Raw genomic sequence first — 23,592 nt, forward strand, 5'->3', positions numbered from 1 at the left:
TATCTAGTGTCTAAGAAGAATCATTAGTATTTTTTCTGGATCTCTTGGAAGTTACCAGAATTTTAATGGACAAGAAGTGTTAAATCTTATCAAGCAAGAACTGTTACATTTAGTTTAGCAGTCACAGATGAATTGGTTGTAGTTTTATCAATGACTTTAACAGATAATTTAACAATGAAAATACACCAATTTGGTACGTTAATTTTAATCATGACAATATCTATTGTCATCTTGCTAAAGGCAGTGCTAATTACTATGTTATTTTTAATTCAAAAAGTCCAAAACGTTGTTATATAAATAAAAAGGAACAGACGAAATCATATGCAAATTCGCCTGTTAATTCTAATATTACTTAGCTTTTGAACCTCATAACGGAACCGTTTAATAAAAGGTCCCTAATAGAAGGGACCTTTCATTCTTCGTTATTTACTAAGTAATACTACTTTGTTTCCTTATAAACAAAATAATCAAAATCAGCATGTAAACTACGACCCGAAGTATCCTGACATTGCATCCCTACAAATGCTCCTGTGAAGAATCCTCCTCCTTGTATATAATCATCAGATAGCTTGTAGGATTCACATGTGACTGGAATTTTTGACCAGTTTTCACCATCAAAGGAATATGAATATTCATAGATATGTGTTTGAACATCAACACGTAGATGAACATAGTCCACATCGTTTGGTATTTCGATTTCATTTCCTTTAAGCGGTTGTGCAAATGTAAAATTATCACAAGTTAATAAATCAAGAATCCTTCCTTTATCCTCATGCCATGTTACCTGTAAAGCTGTCCAGTTTTGGGTATTATAATAATTTACTAATCCTGCTTCCTGTTGGAATGATTCTGGGTTAAATGCCACTTTTGTTTCGGCTGTAAAATTAAAATGCTGCCAGCGTCGAGCCACGAATGATTGGGTGAATTTTGATGTTAGTGACTCTTTCCCATAAAGACGTAGATGCCCTGGGTTATCTTTAAGGGAAACAATTTCCTCCCCTAATGGAATTCGCAATGTTTGGAAGTGTTGGTTCAATGTTTCGCCGTCAAAATCATCCTTCTGATTATAATCTGGATCCCATTTTACTTCTTCGATTTGTGGCCCTTCTATTTCAACAGATGGCTGGTTGCCTCCAACTACATATGGCCAATCGTTTTTCCATTCTAATCGCTGAATGGCCGTTTCTCTACCAAGTGGGCAATATCCACGTGGATCGAGTAGAGGTTGGTCTTCTCTTGGCAATGGACGTCCAGTTAAATGAACTAAAAACCATTCATCTGTATGCGTTTGTACGATTGAAGCATGTCCAGATTTTTGCAATGGATTTCTTGGGTATGGAAACGATGTAATTAATGGATTATCAGTATGTACTTCATATGGTCCCCAAAGATCCTTTGATCTTGCTATCGTTGCTTGGTGATCGTATTTTGTTCCACCTTCAGCAGTTAAAAGGTAGTAATACCCATTCATTTTGTATAAGTGTGGTGCTTCGGTTAGTTTAATATCTGTCCCTTTAAAAATAATTTTAGATTTTCCTACAAGTTTTTGATCATCCACACTATATTCTTGTAGGATTATGCCGTAAAAGTTATGGTTTCCTACACGGTGATCCCAGAACATATTGACAAAATATTTTTTCCCATCATCATCATGAAATAGTGATGGGTCAAATCCAGAACTGTTCATGTGTATTGGTTCAGACCACTCACCATCAATGGTGTCACAAGTTACTAGATAGTTATGGCTATCTTTCCATTGACCTTCAGTAACCTTTACATCGGTATAGATCAACCAAAACTTCCCATCGCTATAAGAAAGTGCTGGTGCCCAAATGCCACCTGAATCTGGATTCCCCATCATATTTAATTGACTTAATCGATTTAGTGGTCTAGAGACAAGACGCCAATTTTTTAGGTCTTTTGAATGGTAGATACCTACACCTGGGAACCATTCAAAAGTAGAGACTGCGATATAGTAATCTTCTCCTGCACGGCAAATACTTGGATCTGGGTTAAAGCCAGTTAAAATTGGGTTTTGAATTGTAGTCATGTTAAATTCCACCTTTTATATGTTATTTTTTTAAAAAAAGTATGCGCTTTCTTATTTGATTATTAAATCCCCTATGACTTTAATATGATAAAATCATAGGGTTATATTTTTTTACTATAACTCAATAACTTTTAATTTTTTCATTTCACTCATGAAAAAGTTTTCAACTGAAAAAGCTGCAACACCTAACGCGCTGGAGTGGGTAGACAATTCGGCAAAATTTATTTGTAAATCTTGTTGCTGAAACCATAATGTTTGTTTGACCATCCGATTTTTTAGTGGCTCTGTTAGCCACTCTTCTGCGGAAGCCATTCGATTTCCAATGATTACTTGTTCCGGATTAAATGTGTTTATAATGTTATTGATCCCAATTCCCAAATAATCACCGATTTGTGTAAAAAGTTTAATTGCATCTGACTGTCCATGTTCAGCAATTGTTATTAAACTCTCTAGTGATAGTTCTTCCATTGGTATTTCCGTTATATGTGACTTTTCTGCGTTTTTTATTAAAGCTTGTTCAGATGCATATAGTTCCCAGCATCCTTCATTACCACAGCGGCATTTTGTTCCACCTGTTTCAATGGTCATGTGACCTAACTCACCCGAGAATCCATTTTTACCCTTATATAAATGGCCATTTAAGATAAGACCAACACCAATTCCAATACCGACACTGACATAAACAATGTGGTTGAAATCTTTTCCGACACCAAATTTTTTCTCGCCATATGCTCCTGCATTTGCTTCATTTTCAATCATGACAGGGAGGTCATATTTCTCTTCCAACACCGTTTGTAAATCTACATTTTTCCAACCTAAGTTTGGAGCAAGTAGTATCTCTCCGCTTTTACTTACTGTACCTGGAACACCTATTCCGATTCCAATCACACCGTATGGACTTAGCGGTGCATGATCCATTAAATCATTAACGATTTCAAATAATTTTATTTCAATTTCTTCATAGGATAAGTTCTTAAACTTTACTAACTTTTCATGACAGATAGTACCTTCAAGATCTGTCAAAACCCCTAGTATATAATTAACCCCTAAGTCAATACCTATGGAGTAACCAGCTTGTTGATTAAAAAGCAACATGACTGGTCTTCTTCCACCGTTCGATTCACCTGGACCAGATTCATAAATAAGTTTTTCTTCTAAAAGATCGCTTACTAAAGACGATACGGTTCCTTTATTTAATCCTGTTAAGCTAGCTATATCTGCCCTGGAAATAGGGGAGTGAGTGCGAATAGTTGTTAAAACTAAAGATTTATTTTCTTTTTTAACAACATGTTGATTCCATGTTTTATTTTTTTTCATCTTCATCGACTCTCTCTCAATTGAAATTTTAAAAAATGGATTATTCTACCCTGTAGGATGAAGCTACAAGCTTAATAAAAGCGTTTTATTTAGTTACAGTATAACATTATATGAAACTATTATAAACTTAGTTTATCCACTAGACAAACGATCTGTTTTTTGTTATTCTTATCATGAACTTAAATCTAAGCATCAAACAAACTAAATAGTAGGGGGTATTTTGTAATGAAGAATAAGAAAGCGATTACATTTTTTGTGGCTATTTTGTTTACTGTTTTAGTACTTGCTGGCTGTGGAGCAGATGGAGATGACACTTCGAACACGTCTGGTGACACAAAAACGGTAAAGTTTATGCACCTTTGGCCAGAAGGTAGCTCTAAAACGCATAATGAAATTGTAAGCGAAATCATTGCAGATTTTGAAGACCAAAATGAAGGCGTTGAAATTGAACTAGAAGTATTAAGTAATGAGCAGTATAAAGATAAAATCCAAGTATTATCAACATCTGATGAATTACCTGATGTAGGAATGACTTGGGCTGCTGGTTATTTAGAACCTTATGTTGAAGGAAACAAATTTGCTCCTTTAGATGACCTTCTTGAAGGAGATTTAAAAGATCAGTTTGTATCTGGAACAGCGGAAGCTTATGAAATTGATGGAAGCACATATGGTCTTCCTTTAGAATTAAACATTGCAACAGTTTTCTATAATAAAGCAATTTTTGAAGAGTATGGTCTTGAAGCACCTGAAACATATGAAGAATTACAAAACGTGATTCAAACACTTAATGACAACGGTGTTGCCCCAATTGCGCTTGGTAATAAGGACCGTTGGACAGGTTCTTTATGGTATATGTATCTAGCTGACCGCATTGGTGGTAGTGACGTGTTAACAAACGCTATTAATCGTTCTGGAACTTTTGAAGACCCAGCATTAGTTGACGCAGCAGATAAGGTTCAAGAATTGGTAGATATGGATTCTTTTATAAAAGGATTTAATGGATTAGCAGATGAAGAAGCAAAAAGTATGTTTATGAACGAACAAGCGGCAATGTATTTAATTGCTACATGGGATTTACCAAATTACACAACAAATGAAGATGTACCACAGGAATTAAGAGATTCTGTAGGTTACTTTAACTTCCCAACTGTAGAAGGTAACGGGGACAAGAATAGCTTTGTTGGAGGACCAGGGGTTGGACTATTCGTCTCTGAGAACTCTGATGTAAAAGAAGAAGCAAAAGAATTCGCATCCTACTTTGTTGAGCAATGGGGAGAGAAATCTGTAACACAAGCAGGTGTAATTCCAGCTACTAAGCTAGATGCAGAATCTTTAGATCTTCCACAAATGTATGTTGATGTGTTAGAAGATTTAAACAATGCTAGTAACCTAACATTATTTGCGGACGTTCAAATGAGCCCAGATACTGCTCAGGTACACTTAGATATGATTCAAGCAATTTTCGGTAAGGAAGTAACTCCTGAAGAATTTGCGAAAAAACATGAAGATGCATTATCAGCAGAATAAATTGACAAACAGCTAAGTTTTATATAACCAAATGCATTTTTACCAGATAATAAAAGAAAAGGACTTATCCTTACATCTGGATAGTCCTTTTCTACTTTAAAATGATTGGGGGTTGAATGGTATGAATAAAGTTATGTCCAATAAATGGATTATCGCCTTGTACGTTCTTCCTGCACTTCTGTTAATAGCCGTGCTTATATTTATCCCATTAATTTTAACGGGGTATTATGGGCTAATGGACTGGGATGGAATAGGTGCGATGAAATTTATCGGCCTAGAAAATTATATAGTTGCCATTCAAGACTTGAAATTTTGGGATAGCGCATGGCACTCCTTATTACTGGCTATTTTCTCTACATTGAGTTTAATCATTTATTTAGCCATTTCTCTTATTTTAGCTTCAAAAATAAAAGGTGCTGACCTATTGAGGAAAATTTACCTTATCCCAATGCTACTTTCTTCTGTTGCAATCGCTCAGCTTTGGATTAAAGTATATAACCCATCAAATGGTATGTTAAATCATATTCTGATGGCAGTTGGAATTGAAAATCCTCCAGCATGGTTGGCAAATACATCCATTGTGTTATTTGCGATATTCATTCCAATATTATGGCAATATGCTGGTTTCTACATTTTAATTTATTATGCAGCATTGAAGAATATTCCCGAGTCTATTATAGAAGCTGCGAAAATTGATGGTGCTTCACCAATCCAAATAGCTTATCGAATAAAGCTGCCATTAATTATGGGAGTTGTCAAAGTTACGATCGTACTAGCTGTTGTGGGATCATTGAAATACTTTGATTTGATTTATGTTATGACTGGTGGCGGACCAAACGGTGCAAGTGAAGTTATGGCATCCTACATGTATAAACTAGCCTTTTCAAGTAATGACTTTGGATACGGTAGTGCAATTGGGTTCTTGTTACTAATTATTACACTTATCGTTACAATAATTGTTCGTAAAGTCACAGCTACTAAGGAAGAAGTTCAATATTAAGAGGAGGTTTATAGATGGGAAAGGTAGGTTACTTTTTACTTTATCTTTGCTTAGGTATAGTTGCAGTGTTTCAAATCTTCCCGATTATTTGGTTATTTCTTTTCTCATTAAAAGATAACCGTGAAATCTTTTCGGGTTCTCCATTTGCCATGCCATCCGAACTTAGATGGGAAAATTATCTTAAAGTATGGGAAAGTGGTATTGGAACGTACTTCTTTAACAGTATTTGGATCACAGTTGTAGCTATTATTTTCACTATATTATTAGCAAGTATGGCTACATTTGCTATCACTAGAATGCAATGGAAATTTAATAAGTTGGTACTTGGTTTGTTTATGGTAGGATTAATGATCCCTATTCATTCTGCGATTATTCCATTGTTTAGTATGTTTTTAGGTGTGAATTTAATTGATAATCCTTGGTCAATCGTGATCACTTATACTGCTTACAATTTGCCAATTACCATGATGATTTTACTCGGTTTCTATTACACATTACCACGTGAAATAGAAGAAGCAGCTATTATCGATGGATGCTCGATCCACCGAATGTTCTTTAGAATCATCTTACCAATGACAATACCGGTTATGTCTACGACAGTAATTATTAATATGATCTATAACTGGAACGAATTTGTATTTGTTAACACATTTATCAGTTCAGATAAATATAAAACACTTACCGTTGGAATTCAGAACTTTATTGGTCAGTATATGACCGATTGGGGAGCAATTGGAGCTACATTGATCATTAGTGTATTGCCAATTATCCTTGCATTTATTTTCTTTAGCAATAAAGTTGTAGAAGGAATTTCAGCAAGTGCTGTTAAAGGTTAATAAAATAACCTCACCGTATATGGTACTGGGTGAGGTAGTTCATTTATTTTGATTCTTGTTTTCTTTGGATTTTCTGAAAAGCATGTAAGCAGAGCCACATGGTGATAAATGCATAGGTAATGCTGCCAAAAATAAAGAATAGAGCTGGAATTGCTGTCATGATGAAATAAACGAATACAAGGCATAAAATGATTAATAAACTATGAATGGGACTAATCAACATGATTAGAAAAGCATTCTTCAATAGTCTTGCTACTTTTAAGTCATAGTGCACATAGGTTGGAAAAATATAAAACAAAAGTAAAAGAAATAACAATATGAATGAAAATAATGGAATAGAAGTCCATGATAATAGATTATTCAAGTTGGCTTGGATATAAAATAAATCAAGACCTACAAGAATTAGCATTATTGTAATAAATATACCTAATTGATTACTTTTAACGAATTCACTTTTAAAGTAATTCCAATAGGTTTTAAAAATGGGTAGATCTGGTTTTCCTCGTAACCAATCCCTAACAATGGCAAACATTGCGATAGTAGATGGGAAGAAACCGAAAATGATTCCACCAACTAGTGAGAATAAAACCCATAAAAGATTCACATACGCAAATCGGGTGATCCACTCAAAAATGGTATAAAGTATGTTTCCAGCAGAGTTCAAAATAAAAACCTCCTACACTATGAGCTCGGTATATGCGAGTCAGGAGTTGTGATGGTAAGTAGTAACTATTATACGGGAAAATCGTTTGTTTTACATTAATCACGTAAATATTAAGTTAGTTCATCTAATAGACAAACTAATATAGCGTTGATATAATTGCTTTGAAAACATTTACATTTTTAAAAATTTCAACTTAAATTTAGGAGGTACTAACATGTCCTACTTCAATAACATAAACAAAATTAATTATGAAGGTTCTACATCAACAAATCCATTTGCATTTAAATTCTACAATCCGGAAGAAGTAATCGGTGGCAAAACGATGGAGGAATATCTCCGATTTGGTGTAGCTTACTGGCATACATTCACAGAAGATCTATCAGATCCATTTGGTAGTGGTACGGCAATTCGTACATGGGATAAGTTCTCTGGTATGGATTTAGCTAAAGCACGTGTAGAAGCGGCATTTGAATTTTTTGAGAAATTAGGTGTGCCATATTTCTGCTTCCATGATGTTGACATTGCTCCAGAGGGAAGTAATTTAAGAGAGTCCAATCAAAATTTAGATACAATTGTAGCGATGATCAAAGATTATATGAAGGATAGCAAAACGAAGTTACTTTGGAATACCGTAAATAACTTTAGTCATCCTCGCTTTGTTCATGGTGCAGGATCAGCGAATAATGCAGATGTATTTGCATATGCTGCAGCAAAAGTGAAAAAAGGATTGGAAGTAGGTAAAGAATTAGGTGCGGAAAACTATGTGTTCTGGGGTGGACGTGAAGGCTACGAAACGCTACTAAATACAGATATGAAACTTGAAATGGATAACCTAGGTCGTTTCTTCCATATGGCTATCGATTATGCTAAAGAAATTGGTTTTGATGCTCAATTCTTGATTGAACCAAAACCAAAAGAACCAACTACACATCAGTATGACTTTGATGTTGCTAGTGGATATGCTTTCTTACAGCATTACGATCTACAGGATCACTTCAAATTTAATATTGAAGCAAACCATGCAACACTTGCTGGTCATACTTTCGAGCATGAACTACGCTATGCGCGTGTGAACAATATGCTAGGTTCTGTCGATGCTAACCAAGGTCATCCTTTATTAGGCTGGGATACAGATGAATTTCCATCTGACTTATATTCCACTACATTAGCAATGTATGAAATTATTAAAAATGGTGGACTTGGAAGAGGTGGATTAAACTTCGATGCGAAAGTCCGTCGTGGTTCATTTACACCAGAAGATTTATTCCATGCACATATCGCTGGAATGGATAGCTTTGCAGTAGGATTAAAGGTTGCTCAGCAGTTAATCGATGACAAAGTACTCGATACTTTTGTGGAAGATCGTTATAGCAGCTTCAAAGATGGAATTGGATTAAATATTGTGGAAGGAAAAACTAATTTCCACGAGTTGGAAAGTCATGCACTTGGATTAGGAGAAATTAAGCATCAATCCGGACGCTTAGAGTTAATCAAAGCAAACATTAACCAGTATTTGTTAAGAGCTTTTGCTGGAGAATAAGGTCATTATCATTGCTGAAGATGAGGTGCTGATATGAAGTATGTAATTGGTGTTGATTTAGGGACGAGTGCTGTAAAGATCCTGCTAGTAAATCAGCATGGAGAGGTTGCACAAGAAGTTTCTAAATCTTATCCATTAATTCAAGAAAAAACAGGCTACAGTGAACAAAACCCTCAAGAATGGGTAGATCAGACAGTTGCGGGATTGTCTGATCTTCTCCTTGATTTCAAAGGGAATCGCGAGGATATCCAAGGAATAAGCTTCTCTGGACAGATGCATGGACTAGTTCTACTGGATGAGGACCATGAAGTGTTACGTCATGCTATTCTTTGGAATGACACAAGAACGACTGCAGAGTGTAAAGAAATTTATGACGCAGTAGGAAAAGATCGTTTATTAGAATTAACAAAAAATCCAGCATTAGAAGGGTTTACATTACCAAAAATATTATGGGTGAAAAAGCATGAATCTGCTATTTTTGGGAAGGCTTCTACGTTTGTGCTTCCAAAAGACTATGTACGTTATAAACTAACTGGCAAATTACACATGGAATATTCCGATGCAGCTGGAACACTCTTATTAAATGTTAGTGAAAAAGCATGGAGTAAGGAAATTTGTGATGCATTGGATCTTAACCCAGAGCTTTGTCCGCCATTAGTAGAATCGTATGATGAAGTTGGAACGATTACAGAAGATATTGCTGAGATTACCGGACTATCACCAGAGACTAGCGTATTTGCAGGTGGTGCTGATAATGCCTGTGGTGCCATTGGTTCTGGAATTCTTGAGGATGGAAAAACGCTTTGTAGTATTGGTACATCAGGTGTTGTCTTATCCTATGAATCAAGTGACGATAAAGACTTTGGTGGAAAGGTGCATTATTTTAATCACTCCTCACCTGAGGCGTTTTATACGATGGGAGTTACCCTTTCGGCAGGTTATAGCTTAACTTGGTTTAAAGATGTTTTTGCCTCCGAAGAAACGTTTGAAGATTTATTAGTAGATATTGGATCTGTTCCAGTTGGGTCTAATGGGTTACTGTTCACTCCATACTTAGTTGGAGAAAGAACACCACATGCAGATGCAGCGATACGAGCTAGTTTCATTGGTGTGGATAGCTCGCATGAACGGAAAGATTTTGTCCGTGCAGTACTGGAAGGGATCACGTTTTCATTAAATGAATCTATTGATATATTCCGTCAAAGTGGAAAAACAATTAATACCATTGTTTCAATTGGTGGCGGAGCAAAAAATGAAGATTGGCTACAAATGCAAGCAGATATTTTCGATGCTAAAATAATCAGATTAGCAAGTGAACAAGGCCCGGGGATGGGAGCAGCAATGTTAGCAGCATATGGTTGCGGATGGTTTGCATCATTACAAGCTTGCGCAGATGAATTTCTGAAAGTGGATAAAGAATATCTGCCGAATAAAGATAAAGCAGAAAAATATAAAGAGCTATTCACGATCTACCAAGAAATTTATGAACAAACAAAAGGTCTCAATAATAAATTACTAGAATATAGAAAATAGAAAAAAAGTGCCAGGCACCTGTGAATTTTTTACAGGTGCCTGGCACTTTTAATTTAGTTAACTTCTACTTCGTGTTGTTCATGCTCGTGTAATCCTTCTTCGTTTTGAACGTGAATCTGGATAGTGTAAAGCCCTTTATGTTCGAAAGTGTGTTCAGCTACATATTCTCCAGGATTTGTTTCCTCCGCTTCAACCCATTCGTGTTTACTATTGTCAAGGTCATCATTCCAGATTTCATATTGCACTTCTGCATCGGTTAATGCGTCGTTATCCATTTCTAGAAGTACGTTTAATGAGATTTCTTCATTCATTGAAACGTCTTCAAGATTGGAAAAGTTCATTTCGAATCCATTTCCGTGATGATGGTGATGATCTTCATCTTCATCATGGGAATCTGTATCTTCTTCATGACTTTCATGGTCGGAGTTTCCTTCTTCTGCATCTGAATTATGACCACCTTCTCCAACCGTAACTTCTTGCGTAGGCATCGTGTGTAGATCCTTAGCTGTTACATGTACTTGTACATGAAATAAGCCGTCTTTATCGAAGGATGTTTCAGCAGTGTAGGAGCCATCTTCATTGTTGACTGCATCTATTTTCATGCTGTTATCTTCTTGTCCTTCTTCCCATACTTCGTATTCGACTTCATCTGCATCAGTTACAGCCTCATCGCCATATGTAACCACTGCTTTTAGTTCAAGTTTTTCATCAACTTCCACTGTATCTGCTACCTGAAGGTCAACTTCTAAAGTAGCCAGCTCATCCGTGTCATCCATATCATGCATATCCTCATCTCCACAGCCGATAAGGATAACTCCTAGAGATAAAATCATTACATACATCCATAATTTTTTCTTCATTATTATGTCTCTCCTTTTCTTGTTATTTTGCTACTTTTTTCAAATCATCTATGATCAAATCGGTTTCTTCTGAAAAAGTACCTTTGTATTTTTTGATTACTTCACCTTCCGGGTTTACAAGATAAAAGCTTGTGCCATGTGTTAGTTGGTCGGATCCTTCTGGCGCTTCCAACAAGGAAGATTGAAAACTCTTAATAGAAAGTTCCTTGATAGTTTGAAAGTCATACCCAGTTAAAAATGACCAGTTACCTAAATCGGCATTATGTTTTGCAGCATATTCTTTCAAAACTTCTGGAGTATCATGGTCAGGATCGACACTAAAGGATACAAGTTCTACATCAATCTCTTCAGCTTTCATCTTTTCCTGTAGGTTAGCCATGTTTGTTGTCATTGGTGAGCATACGGTTGTACAATTCGTAAATATAAGATCGGCAATCCACCATTTCCCTTCTAAATCCTCAAGCTTTAATGTCTCGTTATCTTGGGTTGTAAATTCAAAAGGTAGAACATCTCTAGACATGTTCGTTTGAATATTGTAGCTATTACATGCGGCTAAAAATAAAAATGAAGTTACTAATATATATTTAATATATTTCACGTTTAATATCCTCTCCTTGCGATTCACTTATTCGTGACAACTATTCGACTGCATCTTTCTCAAGTTAGTTTGAATCGCTTCATTGAATGTGTATACTTTTCCACCAAATCCTGTGATAAACTTCTCGGCATGGTCTTTTAATTCAAATGTTAAAATTTGTGGTTGGCAGCATCCGATGTTAACCGAACTATTCATAACAAACCACGCTTGGTGTGCACTTATGGTTGTTTGTCTGAAAAAATCAAAACAAATTGCTTCCATTACTTCATCACCGAGCTGGTTGTGACGAATGAGTCCACAGTGTGAACAACATGCTGTTTCAATTTTAGACCCCGGTAGAATCAGTCTGTAGGCAAGTCTTTCTTGGATATGGTTTCCACAAATTATACAGTCATTAGTAGTAGGACTTGCTGTTTCTTGTAATGTTGTAATACCACCAAATGTTTTTTTAATTATACCTTCAACAATAAGTGGTTTTATATCACGGTGAACCGTCATTTCGGATACACCGAGTTCTTTACTTAGCTCGGAAATTTTCATGCTTTGATTACTTAAAATGAGATCTTTTATTCGATTTTGTCTTTCAACAGGTAGCATGCTTGCACCTCCGCACGTATTCCATCACTCTAACAATTTCCAACATATTCTAACATAAGCATATCAATTGATTATTCGTAAAGCAATGTCAGATATGTGACAGAAATGACAGTTACGTGAACATAATGAGATTGTTGTGGACGTCGACTAACAGTTGCTACAAACATCTGGTAATTCATTTGTAATTTTACTAGAGAACCTGTGAAATGTGATGTTCCTGTTCAGATAACAGTTGATAAAATACTGCTTCATTCTTATTCCAATGCTATGAATGATTTTGGACCTGGTTGGTAATCATGAATGGGCCTATTGGGATGAAAAAATTCAAGACGTATTGAAGTGGTTAACAATTACCAAAATAAAATAGCAATATAAAAATTTCCTTGATAGATTACCCTCTATTAAGGAGATTTTTTTCTAGTAAATCATCTAAATTACCCACCCCCAGGTACTATGACCCAAATACTCCCAATCCTTCATTATCTTTGAAGTCTAAGAATACATTTTTTGTGAAGTGAAAAAAACTTAGGAGGAAGAGGATGCAACTTAGAATAAAGCGGCTGCTAATCATTGGTTTCATAATGGTGATTTCGTTTAGTTTAAGTTATCCGGTTTCGGCAGGTTCAGATCTTACCGATGATATACCTACGCCAACGTTAGTAGGTGATTCGAATGACTATACAATCATGGGAAAGGTGGACAACGGAAATGATGAAACACCAGGAGAGTGGTATATTGGCGCAGTACCTGCTAATCCAGTTCCGAATTCCCCCGTAATTTTATTTGTCCCGGGACTAAATAACGTTGCACAGATTTTTTGGGAAGATAATGATATGTACCAAACAGCTGTAGATGCAGGATATCAAACTGCTTTTGTGCAATTGCATGATGCAGGTGGAGCATCGGCAGATATGTGGGATAATGGACAGTTGTTAGCAGAGAAAATTAGTGAGATTTCCGCTCATTTTGGAAAACCAGTTACGGTTGTAGCTTATAGTAAGGGTGGCGTGGATACGCAAACGGCACTAACCTACTATGGGGCTTGGCAATATGTAGACAATGTTATTACATTATCGAGTCCGCACCATGGATCGCAACTGGCTGATTTGGCGTATAGCTCTTGGGCTAGTTGGCTCGCTGATTTAATTGGAGCACAGGGTGATGGGACATATGCATTGCAGATGGCTAATATGGAGCATTTTCGTTCTCAAATTGATAACCAGTCGATGGCATATTACAACGATTACTACACGCTAGGTGGTACGAATTGGGGGTCAGTATTCTCTTCCACATGGTATGGCGGTGTGTATTTATCACAGTACGGATCTAATGATGGCGTTGTAACTACATCGAGTAGCAGGCTTCCTGGTGGGCAACAGCTAGCAATTGGTGATTGGAACCATACGACAATAAGAACCGGGGCAACTTTTCCGGTTTTCGAAAATTATGTAATGGGAAATCAACAACCTAGTACAACTTCCATGCCTAATGCAAGTGAAGATGTACATTCATCGGCAGCTACTCAATGGGTACATGGTGGTTCTTTGGTTGAAAGGGAGAACAACGAAGTAACTGTTTTTGTAGAAGATGGTGTGCAACGGATAGGGCTGCATGTTATGACTTCTGATGATTTATCTGAAATCAGATTAATAGACCCAAAAGGAAATCTGACTACACCGAAAATAGATGCTACTAAAAATAAAGACGGAGTATTTATAGGTTCAACCAGTTACTACCTAACTATCGATAAACCAATCGCCGGAAATTGGAAAGTCAAAATGACACCAAAAGAGGATGGTGCATACGTATTGTTGGCTGATTATACGGCCAATCCAATCGTTCTTCGGAATGAAAAATCAGATTCGAATGATCATCTTCAGGTAAACTATCATTTAGAAGTGGATCAATTACAAGTACAAGAGAAAACATTAAAAGCAACATATCGCATAACAGAATCGAGAAATCAGGAAAATAGAAAAACATACACGGTAAGTGGTGGTACGGATCTATCAAAAGTATTAGTGTTTGATCAAACGAACGAAGTTTATAATATAACGATAGATATAGAGGGTATAACAAAGGGAGGAGAAGCTTTTAAGCGAACAATAATTGATTCCGTTTATACAGATTAATAAAAAGCTGCTATGTAAGTGGTTGTGACCCACTAACATAGCAGCTTTTTACTTGGAATCTATTCATTTAGATATTTCATTGACAAGCTATTCATTCCCTTATATAATTAGTCGAGTGAAATGGATCAATTATATATCCGTTAACAAATAACGGAAGAGGTTCTTAGCTTCAACCCTCTATAAAAAACTAAGGACAGATGATGCGATTATAAACCATGTGCCTTAGGCCGTGGTTTTTTTGTTTTTGGTTCTTTTTGAATAGTTTGTTGCTACTTACTATAAACTGCGAAGTAACTTTTTCATGAGATTGCTAGGCGAAAAACTCCACTGTCCGTAGCGGTGTTAAGAGCTGTAGGCTACTTGGCAGTTTATAACAATTACCATAAGATTCATTACTTGGAAAAAGCAACACTCTATTAGAAATCAACCTTGTTAGGTAGTTCAAAAAGTCGGGTAAAAACTCATTTTTGAACAATCACAATTAATGAACGAAGGAGGAATACAAATGACTGGACGAAAAGATGAAGACTTAAAAGATGTGACACTTCTTGGGAGTCAAGGAACAGATTATGCTTTTGACTATACGCCAGAGGTGTTAGAAACATTTGATAATCAACACCCGAACCGAGATTACTTTGTGAAATTTAATTGCCCGGAATTTACGACATTGTGTCCAAAGACAAGACAACCAGATTTCGGAACGGTTTATATTAGCTATATTCCAAATGTGAAAATGGTGGAGAGTAAGTCATTAAAATTATATTTATTTAGCTTTCGTAATCATGGTGATTTTCATGAAGACAGCATGAACATTATTATGAATGATTTAATTGAGTTAATGGATCCTCGATATATTGAGGTATGGGGAAAATTCACACCACGTGGAGGAATCTCGATTGATCCATACTGTAATTATGGAAAGCCAGGGACAAAATATGAGCAAATGGCAGACCACCGGATGATGAATCATGATATGTACCCAGAAAAAATTGATAATCGCTAAGATCCTGAGGGTAAGAGCTTTGTTCCTTTTCTAAATCAAAGGGAGAATTTTACATGTTTATATATTTAAATGCGTTATTTGTAGGACTTTTATTAATATCTAATATTTTAGGAGTTAAATTATTTAGTGTTGGGGAGTTTATTTTACCTGCAGCAGTAATTGTTTATGTTGTTACCTATTTGATTACCGACGTTATTGGGGAATTATATGGGAAAGAAGCTGCAAGAAAAACAATTCAAGCAGGTTTTGTTACACAAGTAGTTGCACTAATTTTCCTATTTATAGCTATTCAACTTCCAGCTGCACCTGTTTTCGAATCTCAAGCGCAATTCGAAGAAATCTTAGGTGGTAGTTTTCGAGTGATTTTGGCTAGTTTACTTTCATATTTAGCTAGTCAAAACGTAGATGTTTCGATATTTCACCGGTTAAAAGCTAAGCATGGTGAAAGTAAACTGTGGTTACGCAATAATTTATCAACGATGACAAGCCAATTAATTGATACAACACTTTTTATTACCATTGCTTTCTGGGGAACCGTTCCTACAGGAGTACTTGTAGGTATGATCGTTACCCAGTATGTATTTAAATTAGGTATTGCATTAATTGACACACCAATCGCTTACTTGTTAGTAAAGATTGGGAAGAAGTATCAAAAAACAGAAGCTTACGTGTGATGATACTAGACATCCTTCAGTTGAAGGATGTCTTTTTTGTTGTCTAGTCGATAGATCAATCGTAGCAAGTTGTAAGTTGTACTGCCTAAACAAACATCAACATTCTTAGTGAGGATTGGCGTGTATTTTTGGAATATTGACAACTAATTAATCAGCATTTGCTATAATAGATATAGATAAAAAGGAGGTGATGGTATGAATTGGTCAATTTTTGAGAAGCGTATGCAACAACGGATGGAGCAAGAGCATATTCCTGGTGCTGCTGTTGCAGTTAGTAAGCATGGTAAGATTATATATGAACAAGGCTTCGGTGTAAGCGATGTGAAGACACAGGAACCGGTAACACCTGATACTATTTTCGGGGTTGCTTCTGTAACGAAATCATTTACTGCACTTGCGATCGTTACATTAGCTGAAGAAGGAAAGCTATCTTTAGATGATCCAGTCATTAGGCATTTACCTAACTTTTATATTCCGAATATAAATCCAATGGAAGCGGTCCAAATTCATCACTTATTAACCCATTCAACCGGACTAACCCCAATGCAGAGAAGAGAAGATTTAAACCAAATTAAGGAGCATCTAGACTATATAGCAAAGGAAGAGCATGATTTGCTAGGAAAACCAGGTGAGTATTTTAGTTATTGTAATGATGCATTTTTATTACTTGGTGCAATTATTGAAAAGTATACAGGTAAGTTGTATCGTAGATCATTGACCGAACAAATACTGAATCCATTAAAAATGTTCCGATCGACATTTAGTGTTGAGGAAATACATAAGATGAGCAATGTTTCAACGCCATATGTATATGATTCAAAAAACGGAGAATTTCAAGAACAAGATTGGCCGACGCTAGGAAACTATGAAGTTGGCGGTGGCATTCGTTCGAGTGTTATAGACTTGTTAAAATATGGGGAACTGTATATTAATAAAGGGTCTTTTGAAGGTAAACAATTGGTATCTAGTGAAATGCTGGCAAAAATGTCTCAGCCACATATATCGATTGATAAGGATTCTTTCTATGGTTACGCCTTTAAAATAACTCCAGATTACCATGGTGTTACACTTGTTGAGCATGGTGGTGGTCAACCTGGTGTTTCTTCTAATTTCGGTTTTGTACCTGAAAAAGGACTAGCAGTTGCAGTTTTAACGAACGTATCTAATGTGTATGCCAATGAGATTTGGCTAGATGCTGTAAATGTAGCATTGGGTAAACCAATAGAGGAAAGGATAAGCAAGGCTAGCGCTATCAGCCTGCCTTTAGAAAAAATGAACCGTTTTGTAGGTACATATCGATCTAAAGAAGGAACATCTCTTGAGATTGTAATTGATAATGCGTCGTTATATGCAAAGATAGAGAATACAACCTATCCTTTGGAAATTAATACAGAAGATACACTCATGAATGTAGAGCTAGGTCGTACCATACGTTTTTATTTTGAAGAGGAAGAAGCGAAACCTTGGGCAGCATTTTTAGGAATGCGTATGTTACCAAGAGTGTCGTGATGGTGAAACTAAAAACAGGAAAATAGATATTTTGGTGATTTGTCTAGCTATCCATGACATAGTTGGCTAAGAGTAGTTCAGTAGAAAAAGCCTCATTTTCTGTGAGGCTTTTTGGTTTTTTAATATAACTTCCATTTTAATTTTCTTGCTTCGATAAATCGTTTGTTAACATCATCCCAATTTACGACATTCCACCAGTTCTTTACATAAGTTTTCTTGTCATTTTGGTACTGTAAATAGTAGGCATGTTCCCACACGTCTAATACGAGTAGAGGTATGGTGTCTGGTACTTGGAATAACTGATGCTTTTCAAAAGATTGCACACCTAATTTTCCACTTCTAGGAGACCAAAATAACACTGCCCATCCATTTCCTTCAACAGAGTTGGCAACGTCTGTGAATAAGTCCTTAAAGTTCTTCCAACTACCAAAGTCATTTTCGATTTTTTCTAATATTTCACCTGATGGCCTTTTGCGGGAGTTCGGGGTCATGTTATTCCAAAAAATAGTGTGCAAATAATGCCCGGATCCGTTAAATGCCTGATCTCTTAACCAATGTTTGATAGGATCTTTTGGCTCTCTACCAGTATACAATGCTTTTTCCGCTTTATTTAAGCCATCCACATACGATTGATGGTGTTTATCATGATGGAGTCTCATAATTTGTTCACTAATATATGGTTCGAGAGCATCATAGCTGTACGGTAGCGGTGGAAGTTTATGATCGCCAAATGGAATGCTTTGAAGGTCTTTGGGTTTTTTACCTGTTATATCAGATAGAATTCGTTGGCCTTCAGATTGGAGTTCAGAGATCTCTTCATTCGCATCATTTTTTTCAATTAATTGTCCTTTAATTTTCATTTGCCAGCTATCAATCTGCTCCATCCATCGTACTACATCGTCTTTAGGTACATTATGCTTCTTTAATGTATGTTTGATTTGATCTCCCCAGTCAATCAAGCTTTCTAAATAGCTTTGTTTTTTTGTATCCATAAAATCACCTCGATGTAGCATATGCCTATTGATTTAAAGCAGTGCATGTGTGACTGATTTTCATCATGTGTAATTCGTCCTGTGTAAGACCTATGAGTTATATGCAGAAGTAGTAACATCTGATGGAACAGTACGGAGTGAAACACCAATGATTATCACAGTGACAGAAAAAGCTAGCAAGATAAGGTAATTTAGTAATTACAAAGACCATCTCAATTAGTTTGAGATGGTCTTTGTATGTATAATTCTTGTTCGTAAAGGTAATTATTAACTAGTGATAGATTATTCTTGGAATGTGGTGATAAATGTGAAAAAGCTACTTTTAGCTACTGGTTTGACAATATTAGTAATTCTACCTATATATGTGGATGAATCAGAAGCGGCTGTTGAAAAATTGGAATTCGATACCACTGCGACTCAGCATAATTGGAAAATATATAGTACAGATTATGAAGAGATTGAAGTAGGTTCACATGAGTATACATATTGGAAAAATTTTATTCGCCATAAGCGAACATGCCAAATATCACATCGCATTAAAACCGTGGTCTATTACTGTGATGAACATGATCATACAAAGTCCGAGACATTTTTAGAGGAGATTATTCATAGCGAAAAGCATCGTGATTAATGAAGTGGGAAAAGGAGACTATCCTTTTCCCATTTTTTCAGTAATATCCTAATACCATCCTTTATTATTGTCTGGATCATTATGGTTGGTAATATCCTGTGCATCTGTTTCTTCTGCAAATTCTGTTTGTAGATTATTTGTTGTAGTAATTGGTCGATTGCTTTTAGTTGCTGTATCGTGATTTTCGATATATGCATGAATAAACGGCTCACAGCAAGTTATAAAGAAAGCAGCCATTAATGAAGTACCAATTATTGCTGTATCAAATGCGAATATAAAATTTCCAAGCACCCATAAAGATAAAAAGGCGAGTGGGAAGTCTGCAATTGTGGCTACAATATTTCCAAACCTCGGAAGAATTACGCGATCACCAATGACATAAGAAATACCAGTTACAAGAATACTAACCCAAAATAAATTAATTAAAGAAGCGTTACCAAATATTCCAAAGATAGAGTATACAACAATAATGTTTACGATGAGTTTAATACCTATTGCTTTTAAGTGAATCATTATAGAAACCATCCTTTCTTAGTATTTTTCTATAGTATTTGCAAATGCAATAAAAATATTTGCTATTCATTTAGGAAGTTATAAGTATAGTGAGAATGGGTAGGAGCTGCCGTGACAGAGACTCTCACGAACGATAGTAGAAAAGGCTAGAAACAGGCATATTATAAAATAGGTCAATCTAACAGAGAGAATCGTGATAAGTAGATTCATGTTAAGCTATATCTTATAGTAATATTATTGGTTTATGTAGTTGTCCAAGGAATTTCAAGCAAAGTTGGGAGAGTAGAATATGAAATATTTCGCCGTTTTTTTACCCATGAAAGATGAAGAAAAAAGTAAGCAATATCGACAAGAGCATCTAGATTATTTACAGGAAAAATCAGAGGAAGGTACTGTTTTCGCAAAGGGGCGTTTTACGGATGGTACTGGAGGGCTAGTTATTTTTCTAGCTAGTAGTTTTGCCGATGTAGAGGAACTTGTAAATAAGGATCCTTATATTGTTCATGGGGCTAGAGGCTATAAAATTCATGAATGGGAAATGAAGAAATAAGTAATAAAAAACGACCTATGCTGCGTCTTAAGCAGCCTATAGGTCGTTTTTAATATGTTACTTTTCATCTGACAAATAGTCCAAGGTTGCAGTAATAAACATGTTGCTGATATCGATAATAGAACGTTCATCAATATTAAATTTCGGATGATGGTGTGGATAGGTTGCATTTATGTCCGGATTTCCACCACCAACTATAAAGTATACACCTGGTATTTCTTTTTGATAGAAAGCAAAATCTTCACTACCATTCATTGGTTCAGATTGTTTTACAATTTCGGAGCCAAATAGGGAGGTAGCTATTTTAGCTACTCTCTCCGTTTCCATTGGATCATTCCAAATGGATGGGCAATCTCTTATATATTCATATTCAAGACCTGCTCCAGTACCTTCACAAGTTGTTTTCGTGATTTGTTCCATTGCTTTTTCAATGATGGTACGTGCTTCTTCGCTATACGTTCGTACCGTCCCTTTAATTATAGCTGTGTCTGGAATGATATTGTTTGCTCCGCCACTATGGAAAGAACCAACTGTAACGACTGCTGGATGCTGCGGGTTTACTCGTCGGCTTACTAGTTGCTGAAGGTTCATTATCAATTGACTTCCCGTTACCAATGGGTCAACAGTTAGATGAGGCTCAGAACCATGGCCACCTTTACCATGAATTACAATATTAAAATCATCTTGTGCAGATGAAAAATAACCTTCCTTTACACTAACAGTTCCCAATGGTTCGGTAGACATTACATGTGCACCATAAATAATGTCTACACCGTCTAAGCATCCATCCTCTATCATAGGTTTCGCACCACCCGGAGTAGCCTCTTCTGCGAATTGATGGATAAATTTAATGGTTCCTGGAATTTCATCTTTTACTTCACTAAGCACTTTAGCGACACCGAGTAATGTTGCTGTGTGTAAATCATGTCCACATGCATGCATAACTCCTGGGATACGAGATTTAAATTCTACCTCAGCTTCTTCTTGAATAGGGAGTGCATCAAAATCAGCTCTCAGTCCGACAGTTTTGCCAGGTTTTCCGCCAATTAAAGTTCCAACTACACCTCTACCTCCGACAGCGGTTTGAACATCGATTCCTAGATTAGTTAAATATTCAGCAACTTTCTTTGGTGTGTTAACTTCTTGATGTGATAATTCTGGATTCATATGAAATTCTCTGCGAATATGAACCAATTCTGGGTAGATCTCTTGAATTCTGTTATATAACTTTTCTAACATAACTGCTTCCTCCTGTTGTCTATGAAACTCTTATCGACAAAATACGACAAAAACCTGGGAGTGACAGGCACCTTACCACAAGAAGATGTGTGCAATGGTTACAAAGATGATTGCTATGATGTGGTGGATGACTATGAGTGGCCAGATCCACTTTACCCATTTAATCCATGATATTTTGGCGATAGCAAGTCCTGCTAATAATACGGCTGCTGTTGGTGCGATCATATTTGTAATACCGTCTCCGTACTGATATGCAAGTACAGCGGTTTGTCTATCAACACCGAGTAAGTCACTTAATGGTACCATAATTGGCATGCTAAGTGCTGCCTGTCCACTTCCAGATGGAACAATAATGTTTAATAGACTTTGTGTAAACAACATCCCAATGGCTGAGAAGCTTGTTGGCAATCCGGATACTAGACTAGATACACCGTATAAAATGGTATCAATTGTGTTCGAGTCTTGTAGAATTGTTAGTATCGCATAGGCAAATCCTACAATTAATGCCCCCATGACTAATTCTTCACAGCCTTTTACAAATGATTCAGCGATTTGATTTACTTTCATTTTACCAATAATACCAACTAATACACCCATCACAAGGAATAAAGCAGCAATTTCAGTAATATACCAACCTTGTAATGTGACACCAAGTGCTAATCCAACGATCGTTAGGATTAGTACACCTAATATGATCCATTGTCTTTTTGTTAATGTTTGTTGCGTTGTAATTTCTGTGTCAACTTGACGTTGTAAATCTTCTTTATACATAATACTTTTCGTTGGATCTTTTTTAATTTTTCTTGCATATAGCATGACATAAACAATTGTCACCGTCACAAATATTAACCAAAAGATAAAGCGCACGCCCATTCCAGAGAATGTTGGAAGACCTGCTATACCTTGCGCAACACCTACAGTAAATGGATTCATAAATGCGGAACCAAATCCGGCATAAACACCTACGATTACTATGGCAGCTCCTGTAATCGAGTCAAAGCCCATCATGATTGCAAGTGGTACCATAATTAATACAAATGGAATAGCTTCTTCTGCCATACCAAACGTCCCGCCAGCTACAGCAAAAAATAACATGATGGCTGGAATCATTAGAAGTTCTTTTCCTGCTAGCTTTTTAGACATGGATCCAAATGCACCTTCAATAGTATTGGTTGCACGAAGAATTCCAAAAGCGCCTCCAACAATAAAGATGAAAAAGATAATCCCTGCTGCATCAACCATACCGATATGAATCGATTGGAAAATATCAAAAAATCCTGCTGGGTTTGATTCAACAGTTTGGTAAGTACCGTCAACGACTACTGTTCTTCCATCTTCTGTTGTCGTACGTTCATATTCTCCAGCTGGAATAAAATAGGTGAGAATAGCTGTTAAAACAATAAATGCAAATAAAATGACGAATCCGTGTGGGAATTCAAATTTTTTCTTTTGAGTTGAATTTGTACTCATGATGCCCATCCTTTACTTCGTATATTTGTTTAAAAGGTGTGCATAGAGTGTAACTGAAAGAGGAGTTGGTGGGGAATGAAGTGGCCAATTTCATCCTTTTTAAAACATAAAAAAACAATGATAGAAAATAACACATCATTGTTTTACAATATCCGTTATCCTCCATTTCGATCAGTAGTCCTCCATGCTTTTGTAATAGCATGACAGTATGCTTCTTATTCAGAAGTCATCCCAGCAATAATAAGGTTGACTGCTTATTATGCTTCGGCAACTAATCCTTTCATCAACAATCATAGGTGTCATTCTCCTGTTGAATACTTATACTAATTGCGCCTCTACCTCACCGATCTGATAAGG

At 36.2% G+C, this 23,592-nt stretch carries 21 protein-coding genes and 2 riboswitches; of the genes, 11 read left to right on the forward strand and 10 right to left on the reverse strand.

The genetic code is table 11. The features are described from left to right. Positions 1-439: 439 nt before the first annotated feature. A complete protein-coding gene (locus ACFSTA_RS14040) occupies positions 440-2,050 on the reverse strand; it encodes a glycoside hydrolase family 43 protein (RefSeq protein ID WP_377557390.1) in 1,611 nt (536 codons plus the stop codon). A 114-nt stretch (positions 2,051-2,164) separates the two neighbouring features. Then, positions 2,165-3,367, reverse strand: coding sequence for an ROK family protein (locus ACFSTA_RS14045; protein ID WP_377557391.1), 1,203 nt, complete (start codon positions 3,365-3,367; stop codon positions 2,165-2,167). Between the two features lie 225 nt (positions 3,368-3,592). On the opposite strand from ACFSTA_RS14045, the gene ACFSTA_RS14050 reads away from it, so the two are divergent. The 3 genes from ACFSTA_RS14050 to ACFSTA_RS14060 all read left to right on the forward strand — a co-directional run bounded on the left by ACFSTA_RS14050 (position 3,593) and on the right by ACFSTA_RS14060 (position 6,730). Continuing rightward, positions 3,593-4,894 (forward strand): extracellular solute-binding protein, encoded by a 1,302-nt coding sequence (locus tag ACFSTA_RS14050; protein WP_377557392.1) that lies wholly within the window; start codon positions 3,593-3,595, stop codon positions 4,892-4,894. Positions 4,895-5,015: 121 nt separating this feature from the next. Then, positions 5,016-5,894: a carbohydrate ABC transporter permease gene (locus ACFSTA_RS14055; protein WP_377557393.1), complete on the forward strand. Its 879-nt coding sequence runs from the start codon at positions 5,016-5,018 to the stop codon at positions 5,892-5,894. Positions 5,895-5,908: 14 nt separating this feature from the next. Continuing rightward, a complete protein-coding gene (locus tag ACFSTA_RS14060) occupies positions 5,909-6,730 on the forward strand; it encodes a carbohydrate ABC transporter permease (RefSeq protein ID WP_377557394.1) in 822 nt (273 codons plus the stop codon). 43 nt (positions 6,731-6,773) lie between these two features. Here ACFSTA_RS14060 and ACFSTA_RS14065 read toward each other — a convergent pair whose 3' ends face one another. Then, positions 6,774-7,394 carry a YesL family protein gene (locus ACFSTA_RS14065; RefSeq protein ID WP_377557396.1) on the reverse strand — a complete coding sequence of 207 codons (621 nt, stop codon included), beginning with the start codon at positions 7,392-7,394 and terminating at the stop codon, positions 6,774-6,776. A 214-nt stretch (positions 7,395-7,608) separates the two neighbouring features. On the opposite strand from ACFSTA_RS14065, the gene xylA reads away from it, so the two are divergent. Both xylA and xylB read left to right on the forward strand, forming a co-directional pair. Beyond that, on the forward strand, positions 7,609-8,934 hold the full coding sequence (gene xylA, locus ACFSTA_RS14070; protein ID WP_377557397.1) for a xylose isomerase: 1,326 nt from the start codon (positions 7,609-7,611) through the stop codon (positions 8,932-8,934). Positions 8,935-8,967: 33 nt separating this feature from the next. Continuing rightward, on the forward strand, positions 8,968-10,467 hold the full coding sequence (xylB, locus tag ACFSTA_RS14075) for a xylulokinase (protein ID WP_377557398.1): 1,500 nt from the start codon (positions 8,968-8,970) through the stop codon (positions 10,465-10,467). Positions 10,468-10,520: 53 nt separating this feature from the next. Here xylB and ACFSTA_RS14080 read toward each other — a convergent pair whose 3' ends face one another. From ACFSTA_RS14080 to ACFSTA_RS14090, 3 genes are read right to left on the reverse strand one after another with little or no spacing between them, the layout of a single operon-like run. Continuing rightward, positions 10,521-11,327: a FixH family protein gene (locus tag ACFSTA_RS14080; protein WP_377557399.1), complete on the reverse strand. Its 807-nt coding sequence runs from the start codon at positions 11,325-11,327 to the stop codon at positions 10,521-10,523. A gap of 22 nt (positions 11,328-11,349) precedes the next feature. Further along, positions 11,350-11,925, reverse strand: a complete 576-nt coding sequence (locus ACFSTA_RS14085; RefSeq protein ID WP_377557400.1) for an SCO family protein — start codon at positions 11,923-11,925, stop codon at positions 11,350-11,352. Between the two features lie 27 nt (positions 11,926-11,952). Beyond that, complete coding sequence (locus ACFSTA_RS14090) at positions 11,953-12,522, reverse strand: DeoR family transcriptional regulator (protein ID WP_377557401.1); 570 nt, start codon at positions 12,520-12,522, stop codon at positions 11,953-11,955. Positions 12,523-13,061: 539 nt separating this feature from the next. Here ACFSTA_RS14090 and ACFSTA_RS14095 point away from each other — a divergent pair. The 4 genes from ACFSTA_RS14095 to ACFSTA_RS14110 all read left to right on the forward strand — a co-directional run bounded on the left by ACFSTA_RS14095 (position 13,062) and on the right by ACFSTA_RS14110 (position 17,840). Then, the gene (locus ACFSTA_RS14095) at positions 13,062-14,654 is read left to right on the forward strand and encodes an esterase/lipase family protein (protein ID WP_377557402.1); all 1,593 of its coding nucleotides are present in this window, start codon (positions 13,062-13,064) and stop codon (positions 14,652-14,654) included. Between the two features lie 150 nt (positions 14,655-14,804). After that, a riboswitch (PreQ1 riboswitch) is annotated at positions 14,805-14,851 on the forward strand. Positions 14,852-15,159: 308 nt separating this feature from the next. Beyond that, positions 15,160-15,657 (forward strand): preQ(1) synthase, encoded by a 498-nt coding sequence (gene queF, locus ACFSTA_RS14100; RefSeq protein WP_377557403.1) that lies wholly within the window; start codon positions 15,160-15,162, stop codon positions 15,655-15,657. A 53-nt stretch (positions 15,658-15,710) separates the two neighbouring features. After that, positions 15,711-16,331 (forward strand): queuosine precursor transporter, encoded by a 621-nt coding sequence (locus ACFSTA_RS14105; protein WP_377557404.1) that lies wholly within the window; start codon positions 15,711-15,713, stop codon positions 16,329-16,331. Between the two features lie 195 nt (positions 16,332-16,526). Beyond that, complete coding sequence (locus ACFSTA_RS14110; RefSeq protein WP_377557405.1) at positions 16,527-17,840, forward strand: serine hydrolase domain-containing protein; 1,314 nt, start codon at positions 16,527-16,529, stop codon at positions 17,838-17,840. A gap of 119 nt (positions 17,841-17,959) precedes the next feature. Here the strand turns inward: ACFSTA_RS14110 and ACFSTA_RS14115 are convergent, their stop codons facing one another. Continuing rightward, complete coding sequence (locus tag ACFSTA_RS14115; RefSeq protein ID WP_377557406.1) at positions 17,960-18,832, reverse strand: superoxide dismutase; 873 nt, start codon at positions 18,830-18,832, stop codon at positions 17,960-17,962. 307 nt (positions 18,833-19,139) lie between these two features. Between ACFSTA_RS14115 and ACFSTA_RS14120 the strand changes: the two genes are divergently transcribed. Beyond that, complete coding sequence (locus tag ACFSTA_RS14120; protein ID WP_377557407.1) at positions 19,140-19,463, forward strand: hypothetical protein; 324 nt, start codon at positions 19,140-19,142, stop codon at positions 19,461-19,463. A 48-nt stretch (positions 19,464-19,511) separates the two neighbouring features. Here ACFSTA_RS14120 and ACFSTA_RS14125 read toward each other — a convergent pair whose 3' ends face one another. Next, entirely contained in the window at positions 19,512-19,976 is a 465-nt protein-coding gene (locus ACFSTA_RS14125; protein WP_377557408.1) for a YndM family protein, read from the reverse strand. A gap of 289 nt (positions 19,977-20,265) precedes the next feature. On the opposite strand from ACFSTA_RS14125, the gene ACFSTA_RS14130 reads away from it, so the two are divergent. After that, a complete protein-coding gene (locus ACFSTA_RS14130; RefSeq protein WP_377557409.1) occupies positions 20,266-20,526 on the forward strand; it encodes a YciI family protein in 261 nt (86 codons plus the stop codon). Positions 20,527-20,583: 57 nt separating this feature from the next. On the opposite strand, the gene ACFSTA_RS14135 is transcribed toward ACFSTA_RS14130, so the two are convergent. Beyond that, the gene (locus ACFSTA_RS14135) at positions 20,584-21,765 is read right to left on the reverse strand and encodes a M20 metallopeptidase family protein (protein WP_377557410.1); all 1,182 of its coding nucleotides are present in this window, start codon (positions 21,763-21,765) and stop codon (positions 20,584-20,586) included. A gap of 72 nt (positions 21,766-21,837) precedes the next feature. Continuing rightward, positions 21,838-23,235 carry a YfcC family protein gene (locus ACFSTA_RS14140; protein WP_377557411.1) on the reverse strand — a complete coding sequence of 466 codons (1,398 nt, stop codon included), beginning with the start codon at positions 23,233-23,235 and terminating at the stop codon, positions 21,838-21,840. A gap of 167 nt (positions 23,236-23,402) precedes the next feature. Further along, positions 23,403-23,581, reverse strand: a riboswitch (Lysine riboswitch). Between the last annotated feature and the right edge of the window lie 11 nt (positions 23,582-23,592).

The sequence above is a fragment of the Ornithinibacillus salinisoli genome (assembly GCF_042684965.1).
Lineage (GTDB): Bacteria > Bacillota > Bacilli > Bacillales > Amphibacillaceae > Ornithinibacillus > Ornithinibacillus salinisoli.